Source organism: uncultured Oceanisphaera sp. (assembly GCF_947495715.1).
In the GTDB taxonomy this organism is placed as follows: domain Bacteria; phylum Pseudomonadota; class Gammaproteobacteria; order Enterobacterales; family Aeromonadaceae; genus Oceanimonas; species Oceanimonas sediminis.
The window spans coordinates 65,559-88,570 of the sequence record NZ_CANLZU010000004.1 but is presented as its reverse complement, the minus strand read 5'-3'; the positions used below and the strand labels follow the sequence as shown (position 1 = coordinate 88,570).

Below are 23,012 nucleotides of genomic sequence, written 5' to 3'. Positions count from 1 at the left end.
TTTATGCCACCTCCGCCACCTGTATTCTTACGGCGCTGGCCATCGGTGTAATGTCCTACAGATTCTATAAAGAAAATTAATTAGCAGGGGGGCGTTGCCCCCCTATCAACCCTTATTGCCCTGTTAAATAACCGATGCTCGCTGCTTTAGGCCGCAATCAGCTTCCCTCTGGTGCGCCAGAGATCTGAGCCGGTGGGTTCGGCAACATCACGAGCCGTTATTTAACAGCGCATCCTGTCACTGCCATTCAAGTCAATCAGGTGGTTTTAATGAAACATGTCATCGTGGTCGGCGCAGGTATTGTTGGCCTGTCCGTTTCCAAAACATTACTGGACAAGGGCTATCGGGTGACCTTGCTGGATGAAAACCAGCCCGGCTCGGGTACCTCGTCGGGCAATGCCGGTCTCATCGCCAATTATGCCACCACTCCACTATCCAACCCCGACAGTCTGCGTTCCATGTTCCAGGAAATAATCCGCAGCAAACGCGCATTGTCGATCGCTCCTCATTATCTGCCTGAGCTGACCGGCTTTGGTCGCGCTTTCCTGCACGCCATCGGCAAAGGCCCCTTTACCGAAAACAAGCGAACCCTGGTCGAGCTGGTTGCCAGGGGAACCCTGTTGCAGCAGCTGCTGCTGAAAAGCCTGGGCTCGGATGAGATCTACCAGACCAAGGGATGCCTGCAAGTCTATCGTCAGGATCCCACCATGGGCCCGCAGCTGGCCAAACTGGCCGCCGCCAAGCAACGAGACGGGGTGCAATGTGAAGCTCTGGATCGCGAAGCGCTGCTGAAACTGGAGCCGGGGCTGAACCCCCAAGGTCTGGAAGGAGGCCTTTGGTATCCGGACACCTGGTCATTGCGTCATCCCCGGCAGCTCTGTGAACAACTTCACGAGCAACTGCTGGAGCAGGGTCTGGATTATCATCCGTTATCGGTTGATACGCTCAGGCAATCGGGTGACAAGGTTCAGATCCGGGCTGGTGAGCAGGAACTGGTTGCCGATGCCGTGGTGCTTTGTGCCGGTATGGGTAACCAGCAGCTCTTGGCGCCTTTGGGAGTCAAGCTGCCGGTGGTCAGCGAGCGCGGCTATCACCTGATGCTGGACAATCCGGATCTGGTGCTGAACCGGCCTGTGGGCTGGCTCGCTCATTATTTCTATGCCACTCCCATGGCCAACGGCATCCGCATCGCCGGTACCACACAATTTGCTCAGCCTGCAGCATCTGAAGCACGAGACAGATATCGGCATATGCAGGAATGGGCTTCCACCCTGTTTGGCCGCCCGGTCTCGGTAGCCTCGCGCTGGATGGGAGTCCGCCACAGCACTCCCGACTCATTGCCCGTTATCGGCCCTTTACCGGACAATAAGCGCGTCATTCTGGCCTTTGGTCATGGCCACTTGGGTATGACACTGGCCGCGGTGACCGGTCAGTTGGTGGCGGACTGCCTGGCCGGTCGACAACCGGATGAACTGGCCACTGCACTATCACCGGCACGCTTCCTGTAACTGTCCACTATCTCGGTCCGAACAACATAAAAAAGCCCGGAAGATCCGGGCTTTTGACTTAGCTATTACTTGACCATTCAGCGACTCAGTAGCTCCGAGCCATTGCCGCCGAGGTGGCCCCCTGGGTCAGCTTGCTGACCGCCACATAGATGACGGACGAGGCCAGGCAACCATAGAGCGGCCCTTCTACCCAACCCACATCGGTGAACAGCAGGAAGCTGCCACTGGTGACCAGGCCGGTGAACATGGCGGCCAGGGCGCCATAGGCGTTCCCTTGCCAGAAAGACGAGATAAACACCGGACCTATCATCACCGCCAGCAGGGTGCCGGAACCCAGAATACCCAACCAGGACAACATGAAGGGCGGTGCAAACAGCATCATCAGGAAGCCGACGAAACCGAGAATCGCCACCCAGCTGCGGTTAACCCACAGGATTCGCTCGTTGCTGGCATTGCTGTTGGGGAACAGCGCGGTGCGCAGGTCGTGAGACGCGGCGCTCGACACCGTATGCAGCAGCGAGTTGGCGGTCGACTTCATCGCGAACAGGATGAACAGGGTAATGATCCCCGCCAGCGCCGGATGCAGGAAGGTCGCCAGATATACCGGCATGGCCTGATCCGAGTCGGCCAGTTCGGGATGAGCGATGCGCACATACATGCCGATAATCGGCACCAGACTCAGCAAACAACCCATGGGAGCTACCCAGATGGCCACCTGATGCATCTTCACCGACGGTTTGAACGCCAGGAAGCGCACCGCCATGTAAGGCAATACGGCGGTAAACAGGAAGGCATAGGGCAATACCAGGAACACGGATCCCTTGCTCTCGCCATAAGGCGCCGCGGTCGTGGGATTGAGCAGCTCCGGGTCGACCGCATTCAGCCGATCGATAAAGTCGGTCAGGCTGACATCGGTGAACACCTGCACCATCATCACGATGGCTCCCAGGCCCATGCCCACCACCATCAGGGTATCGGTCCAGGCCACGGCGGCCAGTCCACCCAGCATGGTGTAGAGAATGATCACCGAAATCATCAGCAGCGCACTTTCCGTCAGGCTGATACCCAGCCAGGAAGCCCCCAGCAGACCCACCGCCTTGATCTGACTGGTGAGGAACACCAGCAACAGCACTATGGTAATCACGGCGGCGACGCCCTTGACCCAACGTTCGATCAGCGAACCGCCACCATGCACCTGCGATACGTATTCCGGAATGGTGCAGCTGCCCAACTCCTCGGCACGCTTGCGCAGAAAGTGAGCGAAGTACAATACCGCGATCACCATGGCCGGCGCGAAGAAAAAGTTACCCAGTACTTCCACCGAGCCAAACTCGTACGCCACCCCCGGGGATCCCATAAAGCCCCAGCCACTGAAGCCGGTGGCTACTATGGTGCCGGCACCCACGAAGGGTCCCAGACTGCGACCCGCCACCAGAAAACCGGCGGCATCACTGTCTTTTAGCGCCCTGCTCGACAAATAGCCGATCAGGATCAATACGGCAAAAGACCCCAATAGCAGGCCCCAGTTTAACCATTGATAATTTTCCATCACAAATTCCCTTTAACTCAGGTTTGTCCTACGAACTGGCAGCATGGCTCAGTGGCCACGACCACCCTTGTGGATGAACTCCCGGTAGCCGAAAGCCAGTACGGACCAGACGATGATGGTGGCGTTCAGATAAACGAACCATTCCATGGTCCAGGATTGAGACAACATAATTTCTACCTCTTCTTGAGCGGCGTATCGCTACGCTGGTTGCACATTCCCTGATTCCACCGGTTTGTACCGGCCTCACCAGAAGTAGTCTGGCAATAACGAGTCTCTCTTTATTGCCGGTATCGGTATTCTGTTGCTTGACGTTGTTTAAAGAAAAAAGGGCCCGCCTGAACCGGCGAGCCCCATTGATTAGCCCTTGATGATGTTGTGTTCCGGACCGAACGGGAAGCGGGTGATGTTTTCTACTCCGCTGTCGCTGATCACCAGAATATCGTGCTCACGATAACCACCGGCGCCCGGCATGCCTTCCGGCAGCATGATCATCGGTTCCATCGACACCACCATGCCCGGCTCCAGTACCGTTTCGATGTCTTCACGCAGTTCCAGCCCGGCTTCGCGGCCGTAGTAGTGGCTGAGGGTACCGAAGGAGTGACCGTAACCGAAGGTGCGGTATTGCAGCGCATCCTGCTCGGCGAAGATCTCGTTCAGCTCGTGGGCGATGTCACAGCAGCGAGTACCGGCCTTGATCAATTCCAGACCACGACGGTGTACCTTGCAGTTGAGTTCCCACAGCTCCAGGTGACGGTCGGACACGTGCTCGCTGAACAGGGTCCGTTCCAGCGCCGTGTAGTAGCCACCGATCATCGGGAAGGTGTTCAGGCTCAGGATGTCGCCAGCTTCAATCTTGCGGCTGGTCACCGGGTTGTGGGCGCCGTCGGTGTTGATACCGGACTGGAACCACACCCAGGTGTCCATCAGCTCGCCATGGGGGAAGGTTTTGGCAATCTCACGCACCATGGCCTGAGTACCGGCCAGGGCCACTTCGTATTCCGGCACACCGACACCGATGGCGTCACGAATGGCGGCGCCACCCACATCGGCCACTCGGGCACCCTGCTTGATCACGGCAATTTCTTCCGCCGACTTGTACATGCGCATCTTCATGGTGGGCACGCCGATATCGACAAACTCGGCTTCCGGCAAGGCTGCTTTCAGCTTGTCCAGTGCTTGCAGGTTGATGTGGTCGAATTCCACACCTACGCGCTTGGCGCCGCCGATCAGTGACTTGACCGCATGGAAGAAGTTGTCTTTCTGCCAGTCGGTATACACCAGGTTGTCGCCCAGGGCGTTGCGACGGTAAGGCTGGCCGCCGTCGATGTTGGCGGTAATGGTGGTGTGAATGTGCTGGGTCACGGCCAGACCGTAATCCCGGCCGAAGCGGCAATAGACGAAGTCACTGAAGTAGTTGATGTTGTGATAAGAGGTAAACAGCACGGCGTCCACGTCGTTGGCAGCCATGTAGCTGCGCAGCTTGGACTGACGTGAGGCCATTTCTTCGTTGGAAAACATGCCCTGGACTTTTTCGCCGTTGGGGATATTCAGTGTCTGTGGCATTTGCATGGTAAGGATTCCTTCCTCTATGACAGTAACAGGGTTGAGTGCGCCGCTGAAACAACCGGACCTAGCGCATGACCTGATACTAAGTTCGGCCTTGTCATAACAGAAATGAATACTTTAAATATAACCATTAACAACGTTAATGGCTTGTTAACTAAGTGAAAGAAATCATCATCATAGAAACAAGGTATCGAGCAGGATCAGACCCCAGATCAGCCCCATCAGCAGCATGGTCAGTAACACCGCCGCCGATCCCATGTCCTTGGCCCGGCCCGACAGCTCGTGATGCTCGGAGCCAATACGGTCCACCACCGCCTCGATCGCCGAGTTGAGCAGCTCCACTATCGGTATCAGCATCAGGCTGCCGATCAGCAGCAGGGTTTTCACCACTCCCGGGCTCCAGATCAGCGCCACCGGCAGCAGCACCGCCACCAGCCAGCATTCCTGGCGAAAGGCCGCTTCATGACGGTAGGCACTTTTCAGCCCCTGCAATGAATAGCCGGTGGCGGCGATGATGCGTGCCAAGCCTGTTTTTCCTGGTTTCATAAAAGCAATTCCGTCTGTGTTGTATAAATGTCGGTTTCAATGGTCGGTGAACGAGACAGAGCTATCGCAGACAGCCCCGCCGTACCAACCAGAGTGCAGCGGGGCCATCAAGGACGAAGCATACCAGTCTGCCTGCGCCCGCTGAACGATACCCGTGATCGGTCGTCGCTATTCGGCTCGCGTGGTTGCCACCGGGGCCTGAGCCAGAGCCTGTTCCGGCTCAGGCAATCGATAAAGCCCGCGATTATACGCCATGCTGCCCCATAAGGCGTAGGCCTTGGCGGTTTGCAACAGTGCCGGATCGATGGGAGCCGGACTCAGTTGCTGAGTATCGAACGAGTAGCTGAATCCCAGCGCCTCTTTCTCTGGCTGCAGCACTACCACTTGCTCGCCGTCGAGCAGGGCAAAGTTCTTGTCGAATTGCATCATTACTCGACCGGGTGCGTCGGCGGGCAGTCGGGTCAAATCCCGGCCCAGCATGGGGTTGTCACTGTCGATACCCATCAGCGACAACAGCGTCGGCGCCAGGTCAATCTGGCTGACCAGCCGGGTATCTCGTTGTGGAGCTATACCCTGCCCCAGGATCAGGCCCGGCACCCGAAAATTCTTCACCGGCACCAGCTCTGGGCCATACACCCGAGAGTCGTGATCGGCCACCACCAGAAACAGGGTATCCTGCCAGTAATCGGACTGCTGTGCCTGCTCGAAGAACCGCCCCAGCGCATAGTCGGCATATTTGGCGGCATTATTGCGGGTCTGTTTCGGCTGTTCATACAGCTCGATGCGATTATCGGGGAATTCAAAGGGGTCGTGGTTGCTGGAGCTGAACACCAGGCCGAAAAACGGCTGCTCGCTTTTAGACAAGTATTCGAATTCCTGATGTGCCCGGTTGAACAGATCTTCGTCGCTGACCCCCCAGGAGCCGACAAATTCAGGCTGAGTGTAATCCCGCTGATCGATAATTTTCTCGAAACCGTTGCCGAGAAAGAAGCTGGCCATGTTGTCGAAGTGGCCCTCGCCGCCGTAAATAAAGCTGGTGCTGTAGTGCTGCTGGCGTAACAACTGGGCGATGGTAAAAAAGCCGGTCTGGCTCTTGTCCAGTTTCACCACGGCCCGCGCCGGAGTAGGCGTAAAACCGGAGATCACCGCTTCAATACCCCTCACCGAACGGGTGCCGGTGGCATAGAGCTGATCGAACATCCAGCCCTGCTGCGCCAGCCGATCCAGATTGGGAGTCAGCGGCTTGCCGCCCAGCGAGCCGACAAAACGGGCCCCCAGACTCTCTTCCAGAATGATGACCAGATTTTTCGGCTTGCCTCGGAAACTGGCCTGGTTGCGCGTCAGCGTCGGCAAGGTCGCAGACACAAAGTCGCTCGCCGGGCGGCCGCTCGCCTCGCGCAAGGTAGCCAGCAGCGCCTCTTCATCCATTTTGCCATACAGCGCCGACGCATTTTCTTCCTTACCCAGTTGCTTGACTGCAAAGCCGACCGAGTAGGCGGAATTCAGCACCAGCGAGTTCACCAGTGGATCGGTGGAAAAAGCCACCAGAGCCGGGTTCAGCCCTCTATGTCCCAGGCTGGAGCGGCCACCGAGCAGGCCGATGGCCAGCACCAACACCATCAGCACCGGCCGCCAGTAAAGGCGCGGATAGCTCAGATCACGACAGACGCGCGCCGATACACGCCAAAAGCCCCAGGTCGCCAGCGGCAGCACCAGGCCCACCACCAGCAAGGCCACAAGGTGCCCCTGCAGCAACATGCCGAACACCTCTTTGGGATAAATCAGATATTCCACAAAGAGCCGGTTGGGGCGCAGGTCATAGGTTTCGATAAAGGCCGGAGTCGCCAGCTCCATAAACAGCAGCAGCACACTGCCGGCCACCAGCCAGACTCGCATCAGCCATAGCCAGCCACGGCCCAGGGCATGACCGTGAGCCAGCAACATGGTGAACACCATGGGCACGCCAAACAGCCAACTCAGGGTCGACACATCGACCCGAAGCCCCTGCAGCAACAGATGCGCCCAGCCCCCGGTGTCAGTCACCCGTTCCGCCTGCCAGAGCGCCAACCCCAATCGGCTCAGGCTCAGCAACAACAGGTTCAGCAGTAAAAAACAGACAAAGGGCCAGGCAGGCCCCAGGGTGCGTTTCATTCGAGTCATCTTGATGCCTTCGGCAAGAAAAAGGGGAACAGCATCATGATGGTGTAAAGCAGGTGAAAAAAAGGTCAAAAGAGCACGACAAGCATGCTTAAGGTTGGCTTAAGTTTGGCTCGTTACACTGATTTTTAATTCAACTCATCCACCACAGCAACACTGACGGGAGTCATGGCAATGAACAACAGGGTAACGGTCTGGGATCCGCTGGTGCGGCTGTTTCACTGGCTGCTGGTCGCCGTTTTTGCGGTGGCCTGGTTGAGTGCCGAGGAATGGCAGCAGGTGCATGAATGGGCCGGTTACACCCTGATGGGGCTGATTGTGTTTCGCCTGTTGTGGGGCCTGGTCGGCAGTCGTTATGCCCGTTTTCGTCAGTTTGTACGCCCACCGGCCACCACCATCGCTTACCTCAAGGATCTGCGCCGAGGACGTGAACGGCGCCACCTTGGGCACAACCCGGCCGGTGCCGCCATGATCATCGCCCTGCTGGGTGGCCTGGCCCTGCTCACGACCAGCGGCTGGCTGTCGACCCTCGAACTGGGCCGGGCCGCAGACTGGCTGAAAGAAAGCCATGAGCTGATGGCCAATCTTCTGCTGACGCTGGTGGTATTGCATGTCGGCGGCGTGCTGCTGGCCAGCTATCGCCACCGGGAAAATCTGATCCGGGCCATGGTCAACGGTAAAAAACGCATGCCCGAACAAGACGATATCGACTGATAACCGGTACCGGGCCGCGCGGCCCGGTACCACTGACCATGTTCATTCATCGCGCCTGCCGAATCCATTTCGACCTTTTTTTGACCTGGCAGGCGATAGCATAGCGTCATCTTCACCCTGTTATTGCAGCTCGAGAGGCTCGCCATGCCCATACGTCCCACGTTTTCAAACATCACGCTAACGCCGACCCGGCTGGTGTTTCTGGTTTCCTGCTACTTTTTTCTGGTGCTGAATGTGGCCCTGCTGGCCAAACTGGTCACCATTATCAGCAACCTGGAACAGGTCAGCCTCGGCTTTATGCTCACCATTCCCTTGTTTTTCGTCGCCTGCTTCAATGCCATCTTCAGCCTGTTCACCCCGTTTCACTGCGAAAAACCGGTACTGATCTTGTTTATTCTGGTGTCATCCCTGCTGAGTTATGCGATGTACAACTACGGCACCATTGTTGACCGGGACATGATCGTCAATATTCTGGAAACCAACAGCGGCGAGGCCAAATCCTATCTCAATCTCACCGCCGCCCTGTGGTTTGGGCTCACCGGCATATTGCCGGCGGCAATTATTCTCAAGCTGAACATTCGGCGCAGCACTATTGTTCGTGAACTGGGCATGAAGCTCGCCTCCGTCGTGGTATCGGTGCTGGTGGTTGTGCTGATAGCGGCGTTTTACTACAAAGACTACGCCTCGGTCGGGCGCAACAATCATTATCTCAACAAGATGATCATTCCCACCCACTTCGCGCACAGCCTCTATGGCTATGTAAACGAAAAATACTTCAAGGAAGAAATTCCCTACCGGACCCTGGGGGAAGACGCCAAAGTGACCGCCAAGACGCAGGACGGCCGTAAAAATCTGCTGGTGCTGATGGTGGGCGAAACCGCCCGGGCCGACAATTTTCAGCTCGGCGGTTACGAGCGCGACACCAATGCCTTTACCCAGTCGCTGGGCATCACCTATTTCCGGCAGGTCTCTTCTTGCGGTACCGCCACCGCGGTATCGGTGCCCTGCATGTTCTCGCGCATGTCGCACCAGGATTTCTCCGACACCCAGGCTGCCAACCAGGATAATCTGATGGATATAGTGCAGCGGGCCGGCATCAACACCCAGTGGCTGGAGAACGACGGCGGCTGTAAAGGCGTCTGCGGCCATATCAAGACCATCGAATTCAAGCCCGATGCCGACAATCCGGTCTGTGACGGGGACTATTGCCAGGATCAGGTGCTGCTGGACGGACTGAGTGCCCAGCTCGACCAGTTAACCGAGCAAAACAACATCATAGTCCTGCACATGGTCGGCAGCCACGGCCCGGCTTATTACAAGCGCTACCCCACCGAGTTTGCCCACTTTCAGCCGGATTGTCAGCGCAGCGACATTCAGAACTGCGACGCCCGCCAGCTGAATAATACCTACGACAACACCCTGTATTATTCCGACTACATCATGAGTGAGGTGATCACATTATTAAAGCAACGTCGGGACCTGAGCACAGGTATGTTGTATGTGTCGGATCACGGCGAATCGCTGGGTGAGTCGGGGCTTTATCTGCATGGCATGCCCTATTCTCTGGCCCCGACAGAGCAGACCCATATACCCATGCTGACCTGGTTTTCCGATGCCTTTGTGGCCGATAAGCAGCTGGACCAGCAGTGCCTGAGTCAGGGAGCCAGAAACAATGCCTATTCGCACGACAACCTGTTTGACTCCATTCTCGGCTTGATGGACATCTCGACCGAGCTCTATAAACCGGAACTGGATATGTTCAATGACTGCCGTGGTAAAAGCCGGCTGGCACTGAATCAGACCGCATCAAAATAAACCGTCACCCGAGTGCCGGCGGGATGATATGGCACTATCTCCAGCCGCCAGCCCCGGTGTTCGCAAATACGCTCGACAATGGCCAGCCCCAGCCCGAAACCGGTGGGGTTTGCCTTGCTGACGCCCCGCACACTCGCCCGCTCCTGCAACTCATCGGCAATACCGCTGCCGGTATCGAACACGCGCAGATAATGCGCATCCAGCTGCACGCAGATTTCGCCCTCACTGGTGTGCTGCATGGCATTGCGCAACAGGTTGTTCAACACCGCTATCATCATGGTCGCCGGGCGCTGACCCGCCTCGCCATGGTCTTCAAGCCGCAGTAACAGCCCTCGGGCATCGGCCAGTGGCTGCCAGTGCGCCAGTTGCTGCCGAGCGATGTGCTGTAACGGTTGGTCGTCACCATCACCAGAGAGCGAGTCGGGAGTACGGGACAGCTGTAAAAACAGCTCGGTCTGCTGCTGCATCTGCAGCAGAGCATCGTCGATGCGCTGCAACTGCCGTAACACGCCTGGCTGCGGTTCGCTTTCCTTCAACATATCCACCGCCCCGCGGATCACCATCATGGGGGTGCGCAGCTCATGGCTGGCATTGGCAGAAAACTGCTGCTCGCGCAGCAACAGCTCGTTGACCCGCAGCACATAACGGTCGAAGGCCCGCGCCAGCTGGCCGGTTTCGTCATCCGGATAGTTCATCTCGATCCGCTCGCCGGGTTTCTGCGCCGAAGTGGCTACCTCAACGGCCAGTCGCGACACCGGCTGCAGTATCTGTCGGCTCAGGCGACGGGACAACACAAAGCCCAGCCCCCACACCAGCAGCACGCCAAAACCGCCGCCGGCAAACACCATCAATTCGTAACGCTCGAACTCGCTTTGATCCTGCACCAGCACATGTACCCAGTCACCCTCGTGGCGCACAAACAGGTTATAGGCCTTGTCGGGCAGCAGCACCTCGTGCCCGCCCTGGGGATAACCGCTAAACACCTCGGGCAACAATCGTTGATCGGACTTGGGCAACTTGTAGTAGGTGGTGTCCGCCATTGGCTGCACCAGTGGCGTGGTCACCGCCCGATGGTTACGGATCTGGTCGCTCAAATCACTTTGCAGATGGTTATAGAACAGGGTGTCTTCAAACCAGAAAATCAGCAACACCATGCCCACCGCCGCCAGCGAACTGGTGGCCACTATGATCAGGTTCAACGCCAGTTGCAGCCGGGACTTGATGGTCATCGGCATATCAGTCGTCCCCGGCTACCAGCCGGTAGCCCTGGCCGTGCACCGTGTGCAGCAAGGGCCGATCAAAGGGCTTGTCCAGTTGATTACGCAGCAGATAAATATGGGATTTGAGGCCATCGCTGTCTGGCGGATCGTCGGCCCACAGTTGATCGATCAGGGTCTCGCGGCTGACCACATGGGGCGACTGGCGCATCAGTAACTCCAGCAGTTTCAGACATTTGGGATTGAGGCTGATAGCAACCTGACCACGGCGAACCTGGCGGGTATCGAGATCCAGCGTCACGTCGGCCACCTGGAGCTGACGCACCTGCTGTTTCTGGCTGCGCTTAAGCACCGCCTGTATGCGCGACCAAAGTTCGGGCAGCGCGAAGGGTTTCACCAGATAATCGTCGGCCCCCACCTCGAAGCCGCCGAGCTTGTCGTCCAAGGTATCCCGTGCGGTCAGCATCACCACCGGCAGCGGATTCTGCTCGGCGCGCAACTGACGGCACAACGCCAGGCCATCCATCCCCGGCAAGGATAAATCCAGCACCAGCAGATCGTATTCCCGTTGCCGGATTTGATTCAGGGCCGCCGCGCCATTGTACATGGCATCCACCACACAGTGTTTCAGGGTGAGATAATCGACGATGTTGACCAGAATATCCGGGTTGTCTTCCACCACCAGAATACGCATTTTGGCTCCTCAGTTTGCCGGCAGGGCTCGGCTCTGCAGTTCCACCCCTTGCGGGGTTACCGCCAGCACGCTGCCCTGTGTGTACCAGTCGCCCAGCACGATACGGCGAGCAGACTGACCATTGATGTCCAGCTGATGAATGGCGGGCCTGTGGGTATGACCGTGAATGAGTGAGCGCACCTTGTAACGCTGCATTTGCCGCTCTACCTCGCCCTGATTCACATCCATCACCTGCATTACCTTCACTTCTTTTGACTGGGCGCTCTTGCTGCGAATGCCGTCGGCAATCCCCATCCGCCGACTCAGCGGTAGTCGCAGAAACAGCCATTGCAGCCAGCGCCAACGGGTGATGCGGCGATAGCGCTGATAGCCCGCATCGTCGGTGCACAGGGTATCACCGTGCATGATCAGCGTCGGCTCGCCGTAAAGATCGATCACCTTGTGCTCGGGCAGCAGCGTCATGCCCGCCAGGCGGGCAAAGCGACGACCGACCATGAAGTCCCGGTTGCCGTGAATGAAATAGACAGGTGTGCCCTGCTCGCCGCAGGCCTTGAAGGCGGCGGCCACTTCGTCATTCAGCGCACTGGGTTCGTCGTCACCGATGGAAAATTCAAACAGGTCACCCAGCACATACAGCGCCTCGGCCTGGTTCGCTTCTTCCTGCATGAAGCGCAGAAAGGCGGCGGTAATATCCGGGCGGCCTGGGCTCAGGTGCAGGTCGGCAATAAAAAGGGTGGTCTGGTTCAAGGGCAGGCTCGTGATTCAGAGAGATTAACAATGCCCGCAAGGGGGGCGGGATAACGGCCGGGTTAAGCACAAAACGGGGTAAAGTCGGCCAAAGGGCACGCTCTACCGACACGCTGTAAATACATCCATGTACGCTCGCTCATGCCATCCATGGCATGTGACGGTCGGTAGAGCGTATCCCTTTATCCTCCTTGCCGGCACGGAGGTTAACGGTTTGCGCCGGCCCGAAGGTTTATCATAAGTTTGGAAACTCCTGACAAGACAGGAGTAAAAAAGCTTACTCGCTGACGGTCACGCCGGTGATCAGCACGTCGTCCATCGGTACGTCCTGGTGCACATAACCACGGGTGCCGGTAGCCACGCCCTTGATCTTGTTGACCACGTCCATGCCTTCAACCACTTCGCCAAACACGCAGTAGCCGTAGCCCTGGCTGGTGGCGGACTTGAAGTTCAGGAAGTCGTTGTCGTTGACGTTGATGAAGAACTGGGCGGTGGCGGAGTGCGGTTCCATGGTGCGGGCCATGGCTACGGTGCCAACCTTGTTGGACAGGCCGTTGTCGGCTTCGTTCTTGACCGGGGCGCGGGTTTCTTTTTCTTCGAAACCGGGACCGAAGCCGCCTCCCTGCACCATGAAACCGTCGATAACGCGGTGAAACAGGGTGTTGTCGTAGTGGCCGTCGCGGCAGTATTGCAGGAAGTTGGCAACGGTTTCGGGGGCCTTGTCGGCAAACAGGTTCAGGGTGATGTCGCCGTGAGTAGTGTGCAGAGTAACCATAGTAATTATCCAGATAGTAGGTTCAGAGCTCGATTTTAACGCAAGCGGCCGCTTTAGCGAACCCCTGTGGTCGCAAGGCTTGCACCAAATGGCCATTAAAGGTTCAATACGTACCGACCAATATCCTTCACCAAGACGTGGACTCATGCTGAAAATCTACAATTCCCTGACCCGACAAAAAGAAGAATTCATCCCTCTGGTACCCGGCAAGGTCGGCATGTACGTCTGTGGTGTCACCATTTACGACCTCTGTCACATCGGTCATGGCCGTACCTTCGTCGCCTTCGACGTGGTCACCCGCTACCTGCGTTATCTGGGTTTTGACCTGACCTTTGTGCGTAACATCACCGACATCGACGACAAAATCATCAAGCGGGCGGCCGAAAACGGCGAAAGCTGCGATGCCCTGACCGAACGGCTCACCGCCGACATGTACCGAGACTTCGACGCCCTGCATATCGCCCGCCCCGACATCGAGCCCAAGGCCACCCAGCACATTCCCGAAATCATCAATATGGTGCAGCAGCTGATTGAAGACGGTCATGCCTATGTGGCCGACAGCGGTGACGTGCTGTTTGCCGTGAACAGCTTTCAGGATTACGGCAAGCTGTCGGGCCAGAATCTGGAGCAGTTACAGGCCGGCGCCCGAGTCGAAGTGGAACAGAGCAAGCGCAACCCGCTCGACTTCGTGCTGTGGAAGCCCTCCAAGCCCGGCGAGCCGAGTTGGGAGTCGCCCTGGGGCCCGGGTCGCCCCGGCTGGCACATCGAATGTTCGGCCATGAACGGCAAGCACCTGGGCAAGCATTTCGACATTCATGGCGGCGGCTCCGATCTGCAGTTCCCCCACCACGAAAACGAAATCGCCCAGAGCTGCTGCGCCAACCACAGCCCCTATGTCAACACCTGGATGCACTCGGGCATGGTGATGGTGGATCAGGAGAAAATGTCCAAGTCGCTGGGCAACTTCTTCACCATTCGTGACGTGCTGGGTCATTTTGACGGCGAAACCATTCGTTACTTCCTGCTGTCCGGCCACTATCGCAGCCAGCTCAACTATTCGGACGACAACCTGAACAAGGCGCGCAGCGCACTGGAACGTTTCTATACCGCCCTGCGTGGTCTGCCGGTAACCGAAGCGGCCGGTGGCGAGGAGTTTGTCGAGCGTTTCAAGGTCGCGATGAACGACGACTTCAATACTCCCGAAGCCTATTCGGTACTGTTTGACCTGACGCGCGAGATCAACCGCCTCAAGGGCAAGGACGACGCCACCGCCGCCGGCCTGGCCGGACGTCTGCGCGAGCTGGCCGGCGTGCTGGGCCTGCTGAGCCAGGATCCCGAGACCTTTCTGCGCGGCGATGCCGGTGCCGACGACGAGGTAGCCGACATAGAGCGGTTGATCCAGGCACGCCTGGATGCCCGCAAGAACAAGGACTGGGCCGCCGCCGATGCCGCGCGAGACAGCCTCACCGCCATGGGCATAGTGCTGGAAGACGGCCCCGAGGGCACCCGCTGGCGCCGCAAGTAAGACTCGCTTCTCACTCATTCACCCTTGCGGCGAAGATTGAAAAAATCATCATGGGCGCCATAATTGGCGCCCTGTTTTTTTGAACGGCTATTTACGGCCGACATTATCTCTTTCAAGTTCAAGGAGCCTTGCCATGCGCATTTTTATTCCCGCCGTATTAATGACCGCCCTGCTCGGCCTGACCGGCTGTGAGCCAGAAGGCCCGGCGAGTGATATCGGCGACAACATCGATCAGGTGCTGGATAACGCCGTCTCATCCTCGGCGCCTCAGCAGGTTGAAACGCCAGCGCCGGCCAGTTCACCCGAGCCTGAAGTGATTGAGCAGCAAAAAGAGGAAATCGAGCACGTGGTGGAAGAAGCCTCGCAGGAAGCCCAGCAGCGGCTGGACGAGATACTGGAAAACACCCTGGAACAGCCGTAAATCCGCACCGCAGCAGACCCGGTCCGGTTTGCTGCGGTTCTGCTGCCACCCGCACCGCCTCTTTTTCAACCATCAGATGACAGCCCCCGTCATATCCGCGATTATCCATCCCGCTTTGTTTACGTCATTCCGGGACGTAACCTGTCATTAGTATCTGATTTATATGATTATTTTTAAATAAACATCCGTTTTTAAATCATTGACCGGCTGTTGTTTCATCACCGTCTGGGCTATTACTAGTAAGGTAAAAACACAACGGCGGCCCCGGCCGCAAACGATCCCCAGCGAGGAGCAGAAAATGAAAAAATCATGGCTTAACATATTATTACTGACCTCTGTTGCCACCTTTGGCCTGGCTGCCTGTGATAACAAGGGAGACGCAGAGCAAGCGGGTGAACAGATGGATGAAACCATCGAGCAGGTGCAGGAGCAAAGCCAGGAAATGGCCGACGAAGCACAAGAAGCTTTGGGCGTGGAAGAGCAGGGCACCATGGAAGAAATGGGCGAGCAGCTGGATGAAGCCGCCGATAGCGTCAAGGATACCGTCAGCGAACAGGCAGCCGAAATGGAACAGGCCATGGATGACGCGGCGGCCGAAGCCGACCGCAAGCTGGATGCGCTGATGGAAGACAACAAAGAGTAATCGCTCGGCACAGCGTAATAACCAAACAAAAGGGAGCCTCGGCTCCCTTTATTGCTCTTCACACACAGACCATCGTTACTCCTGCGGTGGCTCCATTTCTCCGCCGCAATATTTGCAATAATTGGCATCCCTGTCGTGCCCGCCCTTGTCACACTGGGGACAATGGCGGTGTTCGTATTCGCGCCACATTTCCCGCCCCAGCTCGGCACTGAGAATACCGGTGGGTACCGCGATAATGGCGTACCCCATCAGCATGGTCACGGCGGCAATGGCCTGACCCAGCGGCGTTTGCGGGGTGATATCGCCAAAGCCGACGGTGGTGATGGTGACGATGGCCCAGTAAATACTGACGGGGATGCTGGTAAAACCGTTCTCCGGTCCTTCCACTACATAGAGCAGAGAGCCGAACAGGGTCACCAGAATGAAGAGGCTGCTGAAGAACACCAGTATCTTGCGCCGGCTCTGATTGAGTGAACGCAACAACACATTGGCTTCGTTGACGTAGCGTATCAGCTTGAGAATGCGGAAAATCCGCAACACCCGCAGCAGACGGATGATCATCAGAAAGCTGGCGCCGGGAATGAAAATGGCCAGATAGGTCGGCATTACCGCCAGCAGGTCGATAATACCGTAAAAACTCCGGACGTAGGCGAGCCGGTTCTGGGAGCAGTAGATCCGTACGCCGTATTCAATGGTAAAGGCCAGGGTAAAGGCCCATTCCACCCCGTAAATCACGGTGCCGTATTGCGCTCGAACCGAACCTATCGAGTCCAGCAGCAGGACCACGATAGACAGCAGTATGGTGACAATAAGGGCAATATCGAAGCGGCGGCCCGCCGGGGTTTCGGTGCCGAAGATTACCGTATAGAGCACGTCCTTGTCGGGCCACCGCATCCGCTGTCCTTACTGACTGTGTTTATGAAGGGTGTTTACTGATCATGATAGCGTTCACAGGCGATCAGGGTGTTTTCTATCAAGGAGGCCACCGTCATCGGGCCCACGCCGCCAGGCACGGGGGTAATATAGGAGGCGCGCTCGGCGGCCACCGCATATTCCACATCGCCCACCAGACGGCCGTCGTCCAGACGGTTGATGCCCACGTCGATCACCACGGCACCGGGCTTGATCCAGTCACCGGGAATAAAGTGCGGCTTGCCCACCGCCACCACCAGCAGATCGGCCCTTGCCACCTGCGCCTTGAGATCTTCGGTGAAGCGATGGCAGGTAGTGGTGGTGCAGCCGGCCAGCAGCAGCTCCAGCGTCATGGGGCGACCGACGATATTGGACGCGCCCACCACCACGGCATTGAGGCCATGGGTCTTGATATGGCTACGCTCCAGCAGGGTAATGATGCCCTTGGGGGTACAGGGGCGCAGTGCCGGTATGCGTTGGGCCAGACGGCCGATATTGTAGGGATGAAAGCCGTCCACATCTTTGTGCGGATGAATGTGCTCTATCACCGGGGTGCTGTCGATATGGGCCGGCAGCGGCAGTTGCACCAGAATACCGTCTATGGTGGCGTCCTGGTTCAGCTCGTCAATCAGTTCCAGCAGTTGCTGCTCTGTGGTTTCCTTGGGTAAATCGTAAGACTTGGAAATAAACCCGACTTCTTCACAGGCCCGGCGTTTGCTGCCGACATAGACCTGGGAAGCCGGATTGGCACCGACCAGTATCACCGCCAGACCCGGCGCGCGTTTGCCCGCACGGGTGCGTTCGGCCACACGTTCGGCCACCTGGTTGCGTACCGCCTGTGCAATCGCTTTTCCATCGATTATTTGAGCTGACATCTGCGTTGATTCTCACCTTTATAAACCTGCGGCAATTGTCGCATTTTTTCCCGGCTTTGATAAGCAAGCGCCCGCGGCTTTCGCTCGGCACTCCCGGTGGGATAAAGCCGTTGACCGACGCAAGTCAAATAGGTATCATCCCGCCCCGTTACGCCGCAGCCCTAGCTGCCGCATAATGTCAGAAAAGCGCCCTTAGCTCAGCTGGATAGAGCACCCGCCTTCTAAGCGGGTGGTCGCAGGTTCGAGTCCTGCAGGGCGCGCCATCTTTGGTGACCGTAGCTCAGTTGGTAGAGTCCCGGATTGTGATTCCGGTTGTCGCGGGTTCGAGCCCCGTCGGTCACCCCATTTGATACGCTGTATTTTTCTACTCTTCCATTCCCTGCTGTACCTGTCGCTCCAGATGCGCCACCAAATCGGTCGGTATATTCAACCTGTGCGCCAGCGCCTCCAGATAAGCTCGCTCCGCCGCCTGATCCGGATCGATCACCAGCCGTGAGGCCAGATACAACTCTGCCGCCTGCTCGGTACCCTTGGCCGACGCACAAATGTCCGCCAGTGACACCGGCGCCGACAGCATATCGAACACCATCGCCTTTTCTTCTGCGGCCAGCCCCATCTGTTCGACCTGTTCGAAGATATGCGCCTGTTCGGCGGCATCGATGTGGCCGTCGGCCCTGGCGGCCCCTATCATGGCGCGCATCAAGGAAATCTGGAACGACTCGCCGTTGGCGGCCGCACCCTGCGGCGAAAAGCGCGGATCCAGCTGCTGCACGTCGTCCCCGGTCACCGGCCGCGCTTCGGCCGGGCTTCGGTTCTGCTGCCAGCCCTGATAGGCTTTCCAGGCCATGGCGCCGGCGGCGGCCAGCCCCGCATACTTGATGGTGCTACCGGCCATGCTGCGGCCCTTCTTGCTGCCAAGCAGCAGCCCGAGAATACCGCCGGTGGCGGCACCCTTGCCAAAACCGCTCCCTTTGTCCGGGCGGCCATTGCCACCCAGAAACTGGCCAATCAACTTGTCTACTTTCATATCAGCTCCTTATATTCTGCGGATTAAAGATGACGTCATTTGAACTGTGCCGGGAGCGGTATCAAGCGCTTAATCCAGCAGTGACTGGGCTATCTGCTGCCATTCTTCCCGGGTGGTACAATTCGGGCGCTTTTTCTTGGCGCGGCCGTACCAGTAGTCGGCATTCCACAGCACGCCTTCTACATGGTGCAGATAGGCATGAACCCAGGCCGAAGGCTGGTCGCTGTTATCACGCACCTGATCGTGCGCCGCCTCCCACTGGCCATTGGCGTCCAGCCACAAGGCGGTAAGGGCATCGGACAGCCCCTGCGGCGGTGTCGGCTGGCTGAGTGAGGCGTGAAATTCTTTAAAGTTCATAGTAGTGTCTACCGTACCGTTTTGTGTGGTGATATGAAGAGTCAATAGACCCCGTAGCCTACCATAGGCAGACCACAGGGCTCGTATCGGGTTGAGTCGTTGTCGCATGGCTAAATGAGTACCGCCTTATTGTCCGCTGTTGGTCATCAGACGGGCGACCTTGTCGATCAGTGCACGACGAATGCCGCCCAGCTGTTTTTTCTCGTCGCCCTGCCAGGGCACGGGACGACACAGGCTCATGGTTTGCAGCCCGAGTCGAGCGGTAAGCAAACCGGCACCCACCCCCTGCCCGGCCCGGGCCGACAGCCGCCCGGCCAGCTCCAGTCCCAGCAGGTCCATACCGGCGTCGATGGCCGCCTCGGACACGCCCACATAAAGCATGTGATGCAGCACCTGGCGGATCAGCCGCAGTCGGCTCAGGCCGCCCAGACGAATGCCGTAGCACTGGCTGATGTCTTCAATCATCTTCAGGTTGCGCCACAGCACCAGCAGCATGTCTACCGCCGCCAACGGGCTGGCCGCCACCATCACCGCCGCCTCGCCGGACCATTTCAATACCCGTGCCCGGGCCTGCCGGTCCTGTACGCTCAGCACCTGCCGGCTGTAAAGCGTCAGCACTTCGGCGTCCTGCTCCTGGTCGGTCAGACTCTGCTGCCAGGCCTGAAAGGCATCGGTCTGCTGCAAGCCACTGCGGGCGGCCAGCTGTTCGCAGAATGCCCGGGCCCGACCGCTGCCCTGCTCGGCCAGCAACTGCTCGGCTCGTGCCTGCTGGCGAGATACCCGATCCAGGGTGCGCAGCAGCCTGAGCTCGCGCCACAAGCGGCCCAGAGCCGCCAGCGCCAGCAGGGCAATGGCCAGGCTCCAGGCCGCCCCGAGCAGGCGATTATCCTGCCAGGTCTGCCACAGGCCGAGGGCGGAATGTACCAGTAACAGGGTCAGTAACAGACCGATGCCGCTCCACCACAGCCAGTGCCGACGACCGGGCCGCAGGCTGTCGGCCAGCATCGGCTCCGGGGTTTCGTCCAGGGCGATAAAGTCGTCCTGCTCCAGTGGCTGACTCGGCCGCAGCGCCTTCGGCTCCGGTTGTTGCAGGGGTTGGTCCAGGATCACCTTGCTTTTCAAATTCACGATAACTTGTCTCCCAACAGAAACGCCAGCGCCTGATCCAGACGCAAATGCGGCAGCGGTTGTTCCGGCTGCCATTCGGGCGGGGCGAATTCGGTAAAATCGAAGCCCTGCTGCTGCCAGAAAGTGGCATCGGGTAACGACTCGGGCACCTCGCCCGGATACAGCGCCACCGCGTCCAGATTGTCCAGCCGCCGGCCCTGCAGCGCCGGTATGGTCTCGCCTTGGTGGCTGACCTGGCCGCTGCTGGTGGCGCGAATCGCCGCCAGCGCCAGGGTATGAATGTCGATGCCGGACAAGCGGGCGTGGCGATGCCCGCCCCGCACCAGGGTACCGAGCAGGGTCGCCAGCCGACCGTGCTGATCCGGGGTCAGATGATCGGCCTTGGTGGCGGCAAACAGCAGCTTGTCGATGCGCGGGGCAAACAGTCGCTGCCACCAGCCGCTTTTGCCGTAGTCGAAGCTCTGCAGTATGGCGTCCAGCGCCCGGCGCAGGTCGGCAAAGCTGTCGGGGCCGCGATTCAACGGCGTCAGGCAGTCCACCAGCACTATCTGCCGGTCGAAGCCGGCGAAGAAGTCCTTGTAAAACCCCTGCACCAGGTGCTTTTTATAGTGCTCGAAACGCGCGGCCATCATGCCGTAATGGTGGCTGTCATTCAGCCCGACCGGCACCTCGTCCCATACCCAGGGTACAAACTGCAGCATGGGGGCATCCCGGTATTCGCCGGGCAGAATAAAGCGCCCCGGTTGCACCAGGTAGGCGCCGCATTCGCGCTTGATGTCGTGCAGCCATTGGGTGTAAGCCGCCGCCAGCGGTGCCAGTTTGCCATCGTCGACCGGGCTGTCGGCAGCCAGTTTTGCTCCGGCCTGCAACCAGGGCGTGGCCAGCCCGGCCAGCGCCGGGGTCTGCAGCAGCTGACGCTGTTGCTCGCTCCACTGGGCATAGCTCATGCCCAGCAGCGGCAGGTCCAGCAGCCATTCGCCGGGATAATCGACAATTTCCAGATAGAGGGTGGCGGTGTCCTGCAGCCTGCGCTTGAGCCGGTTTTTGGGCCGATAGCGAATGGCGAGGGTGATTTCGCTGATGCCCCGGGTCGGCTCGGGCCAGCAGGGCGGCGTGGCCGACAACTGATTCAACGCCGCCTCGTAACCGAAGGCCGGCACATGATGATGTCGGCTGGGCACCCGCTGAATGCCGAGCAGACGCCCTTCCGCCGCCGGGGGCCAGTGCGGTAGCCGGGCATCGAGCCCGGCATGTTCCAGCTGGTTGACCAGACTGGTGATAAAGGCGGTTTTACCGCTGCGACTCAGCCCGGTCACCGCCAGCCTGATGCGTTGATCCAGCCCCCGCTGCACCCAGGCGCCGGCCTTGTTTCGCCATTGAGAATGGCGCCACTGATCCAGTGGCGTCTTGCTCATTTGTTTTTACTCAAATCGTTGAACTCCCGTCGCAGTCGAAACTCCCGCGAGGTCAGCAGCTGTTCCATTTTCACCACCCGGCCATTGAGCTGCTGCAAACGGCTGTCCAGCCGGGTCAGCGCCTCTTGCGGCGACAGGCCCGACTGCCAGCCGGCGGTTTTAACATGAGACCGCTCCGCCTCTTCTGCCTCCGGTCGGTCTTCCAGCAACAGCCAGGCGGCGATATAAAGCACAAAGGTCAGAAAACTGGCAAACACCAGACCGGTCAGCGCCAGCACCCGCACCAGCCAGGGCTCGACCTCGGCCTTGCGGGCAATGCCGGCACAGACGCCGCCGAGCTTGCCGTTGCGTTTGTCGCGATACAGATTTATCAAGGTTGACGCCATCCGGGTACCTCCTGATCCAGCAGCCGTTCGAGGGTGGTGACCCGTTCGGCCAGTTGTTCCGCCTGAGTCAGACTCTGCTCCAGGCGTTGACGGGCGGTCTCGTCCAGCCCTTCATCGAGCCGGCGCTTGCTGCGATAATGCAGCACCAGCCAGATGGGCACCACCAGAAACAGAAAGATATTCAAGGGGGCCACCAGGGCCCAGGCCAGCTCCGACATCAGCGTTCCTCACTCTTGTTCATGTTGGCTTTCAGCTTGTCCAGCTCACGGTTGATGGCGTCATCCACCTCCAGTTCGGCAAACGACTGTTCAAGTCCCTTGCTCTGGCTGTACAGATCCGCCCGCGCTTCCAGCTCGTCTATTTTACGCTCCATGCGATCGAACTTGTCGACCGACGAGGAAGTTTCGCTGTGGCGTACCCGCTCCTGCACCTTGATGCGGCTCTGGGCGCTGCGCTCGCGCAACTGCATCGCCTGCTGGCGAGAGCGGGCGTCAACCAGCTTGGCTTCCAGCGCGCCGATGGCCTCCGACAGCTTGTCGATACCTTCGGCCACCGCTTCGTGCTCATGCTCCAGCGCCTTGAGCAGCTCGCTCTGCTTGCTTTTTTCCAGCAGCGCGGCCCGAGCCAGATCGTCACGCTCGCGGCTCAGGGCCAGCTCGGCCTTGCCCTGCCATTCGCTTACCCGCTCGCGGTGACGTTCAATCTGGCGCAATACGTCTTTTTTCTCGGCCAGAAAACGGGCCAGGTTGGAGCGCTCGCGCACCAGCTCGTCTTCCATTTCCTGAATGATCAACCGTACCATCTTGGCCGGATCTTCGGCCTTGTCCAGCAGGGAGTTGAGATTGGCGTTGATGATGTCCGCCAGTCGGGAAAAGATGCTCATGGTGTTTGTCTCCTCTGATACCGGTGTTAAGGCAGGACGTCTATTGACTGGCCTTGCCCTTCTCCTTTTTACATAACAAGTTATGTGCCAATGAGACAGAACTCACTAATCATTTGAAATATAAATAAAAGTTGTGGAGAGACCCCATTCGT

The 23,012-nt window shown here is 58.4% G+C and carries 23 protein-coding genes and 2 tRNA genes; 8 read left to right on the top strand and 17 right to left on the bottom strand.

What is annotated here, in order from left to right; all coding sequences use genetic code 11:
* Nucleotides 1–269: 269 nt before the first annotated feature.
* A complete protein-coding gene (locus tag Q0753_RS03850) occupies nt 270–1,508 on the top strand; it encodes an FAD-binding oxidoreductase (protein ID WP_298717507.1) in 1,239 nt (412 codons plus the stop codon).
* A gap of 85 nt (nt 1,509–1,593) precedes the next feature.
* Here Q0753_RS03850 and Q0753_RS03845 read toward each other — a convergent pair whose 3' ends face one another.
* The 4 genes from Q0753_RS03845 to Q0753_RS03830 form a co-directional block, all read right to left on the bottom strand.
* Nucleotides 1,594–3,057, bottom strand: a complete 1,464-nt coding sequence (locus tag Q0753_RS03845) for a sodium:solute symporter family protein (RefSeq protein ID WP_298717502.1) — start codon at nt 3,055–3,057, stop codon at nt 1,594–1,596.
* 357 nt (nt 3,058–3,414) lie between these two features.
* Nucleotides 3,415–4,626, bottom strand: a complete 1,212-nt coding sequence (locus Q0753_RS03840; protein ID WP_298717499.1) for a M24 family metallopeptidase — start codon at nt 4,624–4,626, stop codon at nt 3,415–3,417.
* A 171-nt stretch (nt 4,627–4,797) separates the two neighbouring features.
* Nucleotides 4,798–5,169 (bottom strand): diacylglycerol kinase, encoded by a 372-nt coding sequence (locus Q0753_RS03835; protein ID WP_298717496.1) that lies wholly within the window; start codon nt 5,167–5,169, stop codon nt 4,798–4,800.
* Nucleotides 5,170–5,337: 168 nt separating this feature from the next.
* On the bottom strand, nt 5,338–7,329 hold the full coding sequence (locus Q0753_RS03830; protein ID WP_298717493.1) for an LTA synthase family protein: 1,992 nt from the start codon (nt 7,327–7,329) through the stop codon (nt 5,338–5,340).
* Between the two features lie 171 nt (nt 7,330–7,500).
* On the opposite strand from Q0753_RS03830, the gene Q0753_RS03825 reads away from it, so the two are divergent.
* Both Q0753_RS03825 and Q0753_RS03820 read left to right on the top strand, forming a co-directional pair.
* Entirely contained in the window at nt 7,501–8,040 is a 540-nt protein-coding gene (locus tag Q0753_RS03825; protein ID WP_298717490.1) for a cytochrome b/b6 domain-containing protein, read from the top strand.
* A gap of 144 nt (nt 8,041–8,184) precedes the next feature.
* Entirely contained in the window at nt 8,185–9,855 is a 1,671-nt protein-coding gene (locus tag Q0753_RS03820; RefSeq protein WP_298717488.1) for a phosphoethanolamine transferase, read from the top strand.
* Here Q0753_RS03820 and Q0753_RS03815 read toward each other — a convergent pair.
* From Q0753_RS03815 to Q0753_RS03800, 4 genes are all read right to left on the bottom strand, one after another.
* On the bottom strand, nt 9,837–11,090 hold the full coding sequence (locus Q0753_RS03815) for a HAMP domain-containing sensor histidine kinase (protein ID WP_298717485.1): 1,254 nt from the start codon (nt 11,088–11,090) through the stop codon (nt 9,837–9,839). The genes Q0753_RS03820 and Q0753_RS03815 overlap by 19 nt on opposite strands.
* Before the next feature lies 1 nt (nt 11,091).
* A complete protein-coding gene (locus Q0753_RS03810; protein WP_298717482.1) occupies nt 11,092–11,766 on the bottom strand; it encodes a response regulator transcription factor in 675 nt (224 codons plus the stop codon).
* Between the two features lie 9 nt (nt 11,767–11,775).
* On the bottom strand, nt 11,776–12,513 hold the full coding sequence (gene lpxH, locus Q0753_RS03805; RefSeq protein WP_298717479.1) for a UDP-2,3-diacylglucosamine diphosphatase: 738 nt from the start codon (nt 12,511–12,513) through the stop codon (nt 11,776–11,778).
* 277 nt (nt 12,514–12,790) lie between these two features.
* Nucleotides 12,791–13,288, bottom strand: a complete 498-nt coding sequence (locus Q0753_RS03800) for a peptidylprolyl isomerase (protein ID WP_298717476.1) — start codon at nt 13,286–13,288, stop codon at nt 12,791–12,793.
* Nucleotides 13,289–13,433: 145 nt separating this feature from the next.
* Here Q0753_RS03800 and cysS point away from each other — a divergent pair, with 145 nt between their 5' ends.
* From cysS to Q0753_RS03785, 3 genes are all read left to right on the top strand, one after another.
* Nucleotides 13,434–14,813: a cysteine--tRNA ligase gene (gene cysS / locus Q0753_RS03795; protein ID WP_298717473.1), complete on the top strand. Its 1,380-nt coding sequence runs from the start codon at nt 13,434–13,436 to the stop codon at nt 14,811–14,813.
* Between the two features lie 133 nt (nt 14,814–14,946).
* Nucleotides 14,947–15,234 carry a hypothetical protein gene (locus tag Q0753_RS03790; protein ID WP_298717471.1) on the top strand — a complete coding sequence of 96 codons (288 nt, stop codon included), beginning with the start codon at nt 14,947–14,949 and terminating at the stop codon, nt 15,232–15,234.
* Nucleotides 15,235–15,532: 298 nt separating this feature from the next.
* Nucleotides 15,533–15,877 carry a hypothetical protein gene (locus tag Q0753_RS03785; protein WP_298717468.1) on the top strand — a complete coding sequence of 115 codons (345 nt, stop codon included), beginning with the start codon at nt 15,533–15,535 and terminating at the stop codon, nt 15,875–15,877.
* Nucleotides 15,878–15,952: 75 nt separating this feature from the next.
* Here the strand turns inward: Q0753_RS03785 and Q0753_RS03780 are convergent, their stop codons facing one another.
* Complete coding sequence (locus Q0753_RS03780) at nt 15,953–16,771, bottom strand: ion transporter (protein ID WP_298717465.1); 819 nt, start codon at nt 16,769–16,771, stop codon at nt 15,953–15,955.
* A gap of 35 nt (nt 16,772–16,806) precedes the next feature.
* A complete protein-coding gene (gene folD / locus Q0753_RS03775) occupies nt 16,807–17,664 on the bottom strand; it encodes a bifunctional methylenetetrahydrofolate dehydrogenase/methenyltetrahydrofolate cyclohydrolase FolD (protein ID WP_298717462.1) in 858 nt (285 codons plus the stop codon).
* 186 nt (nt 17,665–17,850) lie between these two features.
* Between folD and Q0753_RS03770 the strand changes: the two genes are divergently transcribed.
* Both Q0753_RS03770 and Q0753_RS03765 read left to right on the top strand, forming a co-directional pair.
* A tRNA-Arg gene (locus Q0753_RS03770) sits at nt 17,851–17,927 on the top strand.
* Nucleotides 17,928–17,933: 6 nt separating this feature from the next.
* A tRNA-His gene (locus Q0753_RS03765) sits at nt 17,934–18,009 on the top strand.
* Between the two features lie 19 nt (nt 18,010–18,028).
* Here the strand turns inward: Q0753_RS03765 and Q0753_RS03760 are convergent.
* The 7 genes from Q0753_RS03760 to pspA all read right to left on the bottom strand — a co-directional run bounded on the left by Q0753_RS03760 (nt 18,029) and on the right by pspA (nt 22,860).
* The gene (locus Q0753_RS03760; RefSeq protein ID WP_298717459.1) at nt 18,029–18,691 is read right to left on the bottom strand and encodes a tellurite resistance TerB family protein; all 663 of its coding nucleotides are present in this window, start codon (nt 18,689–18,691) and stop codon (nt 18,029–18,031) included.
* A 69-nt stretch (nt 18,692–18,760) separates the two neighbouring features.
* On the bottom strand, nt 18,761–19,048 hold the full coding sequence (locus Q0753_RS03755; protein WP_298717456.1) for a hypothetical protein: 288 nt from the start codon (nt 19,046–19,048) through the stop codon (nt 18,761–18,763).
* A gap of 126 nt (nt 19,049–19,174) precedes the next feature.
* Nucleotides 19,175–20,176 (bottom strand): YcjF family protein, encoded by a 1,002-nt coding sequence (locus Q0753_RS03750; RefSeq protein ID WP_298717454.1) that lies wholly within the window; start codon nt 20,174–20,176, stop codon nt 19,175–19,177.
* Nucleotides 20,173–21,591: a YcjX family protein gene (locus Q0753_RS03745; protein WP_298717451.1), complete on the bottom strand. Its 1,419-nt coding sequence runs from the start codon at nt 21,589–21,591 to the stop codon at nt 20,173–20,175. The genes Q0753_RS03750 and Q0753_RS03745 overlap by 4 nt, the downstream gene beginning before the upstream one ends.
* A complete protein-coding gene (pspC, locus tag Q0753_RS03740; RefSeq protein ID WP_298717449.1) occupies nt 21,588–21,977 on the bottom strand; it encodes an envelope stress response membrane protein PspC in 390 nt (129 codons plus the stop codon). The genes Q0753_RS03745 and pspC overlap by 4 nt, the downstream gene beginning before the upstream one ends.
* Entirely contained in the window at nt 21,962–22,195 is a 234-nt protein-coding gene (gene pspB, locus Q0753_RS03735) for an envelope stress response membrane protein PspB (RefSeq protein ID WP_298717446.1), read from the bottom strand. Before pspB ends, pspC begins: the two co-directional genes overlap by 16 nt.
* Nucleotides 22,195–22,860 carry a phage shock protein PspA gene (pspA, locus tag Q0753_RS03730; protein WP_298717443.1) on the bottom strand — a complete coding sequence of 222 codons (666 nt, stop codon included), beginning with the start codon at nt 22,858–22,860 and terminating at the stop codon, nt 22,195–22,197. The genes pspB and pspA overlap by 1 nt, the downstream gene beginning before the upstream one ends.
* Between the last annotated feature and the right edge of the window lie 152 nt (nt 22,861–23,012).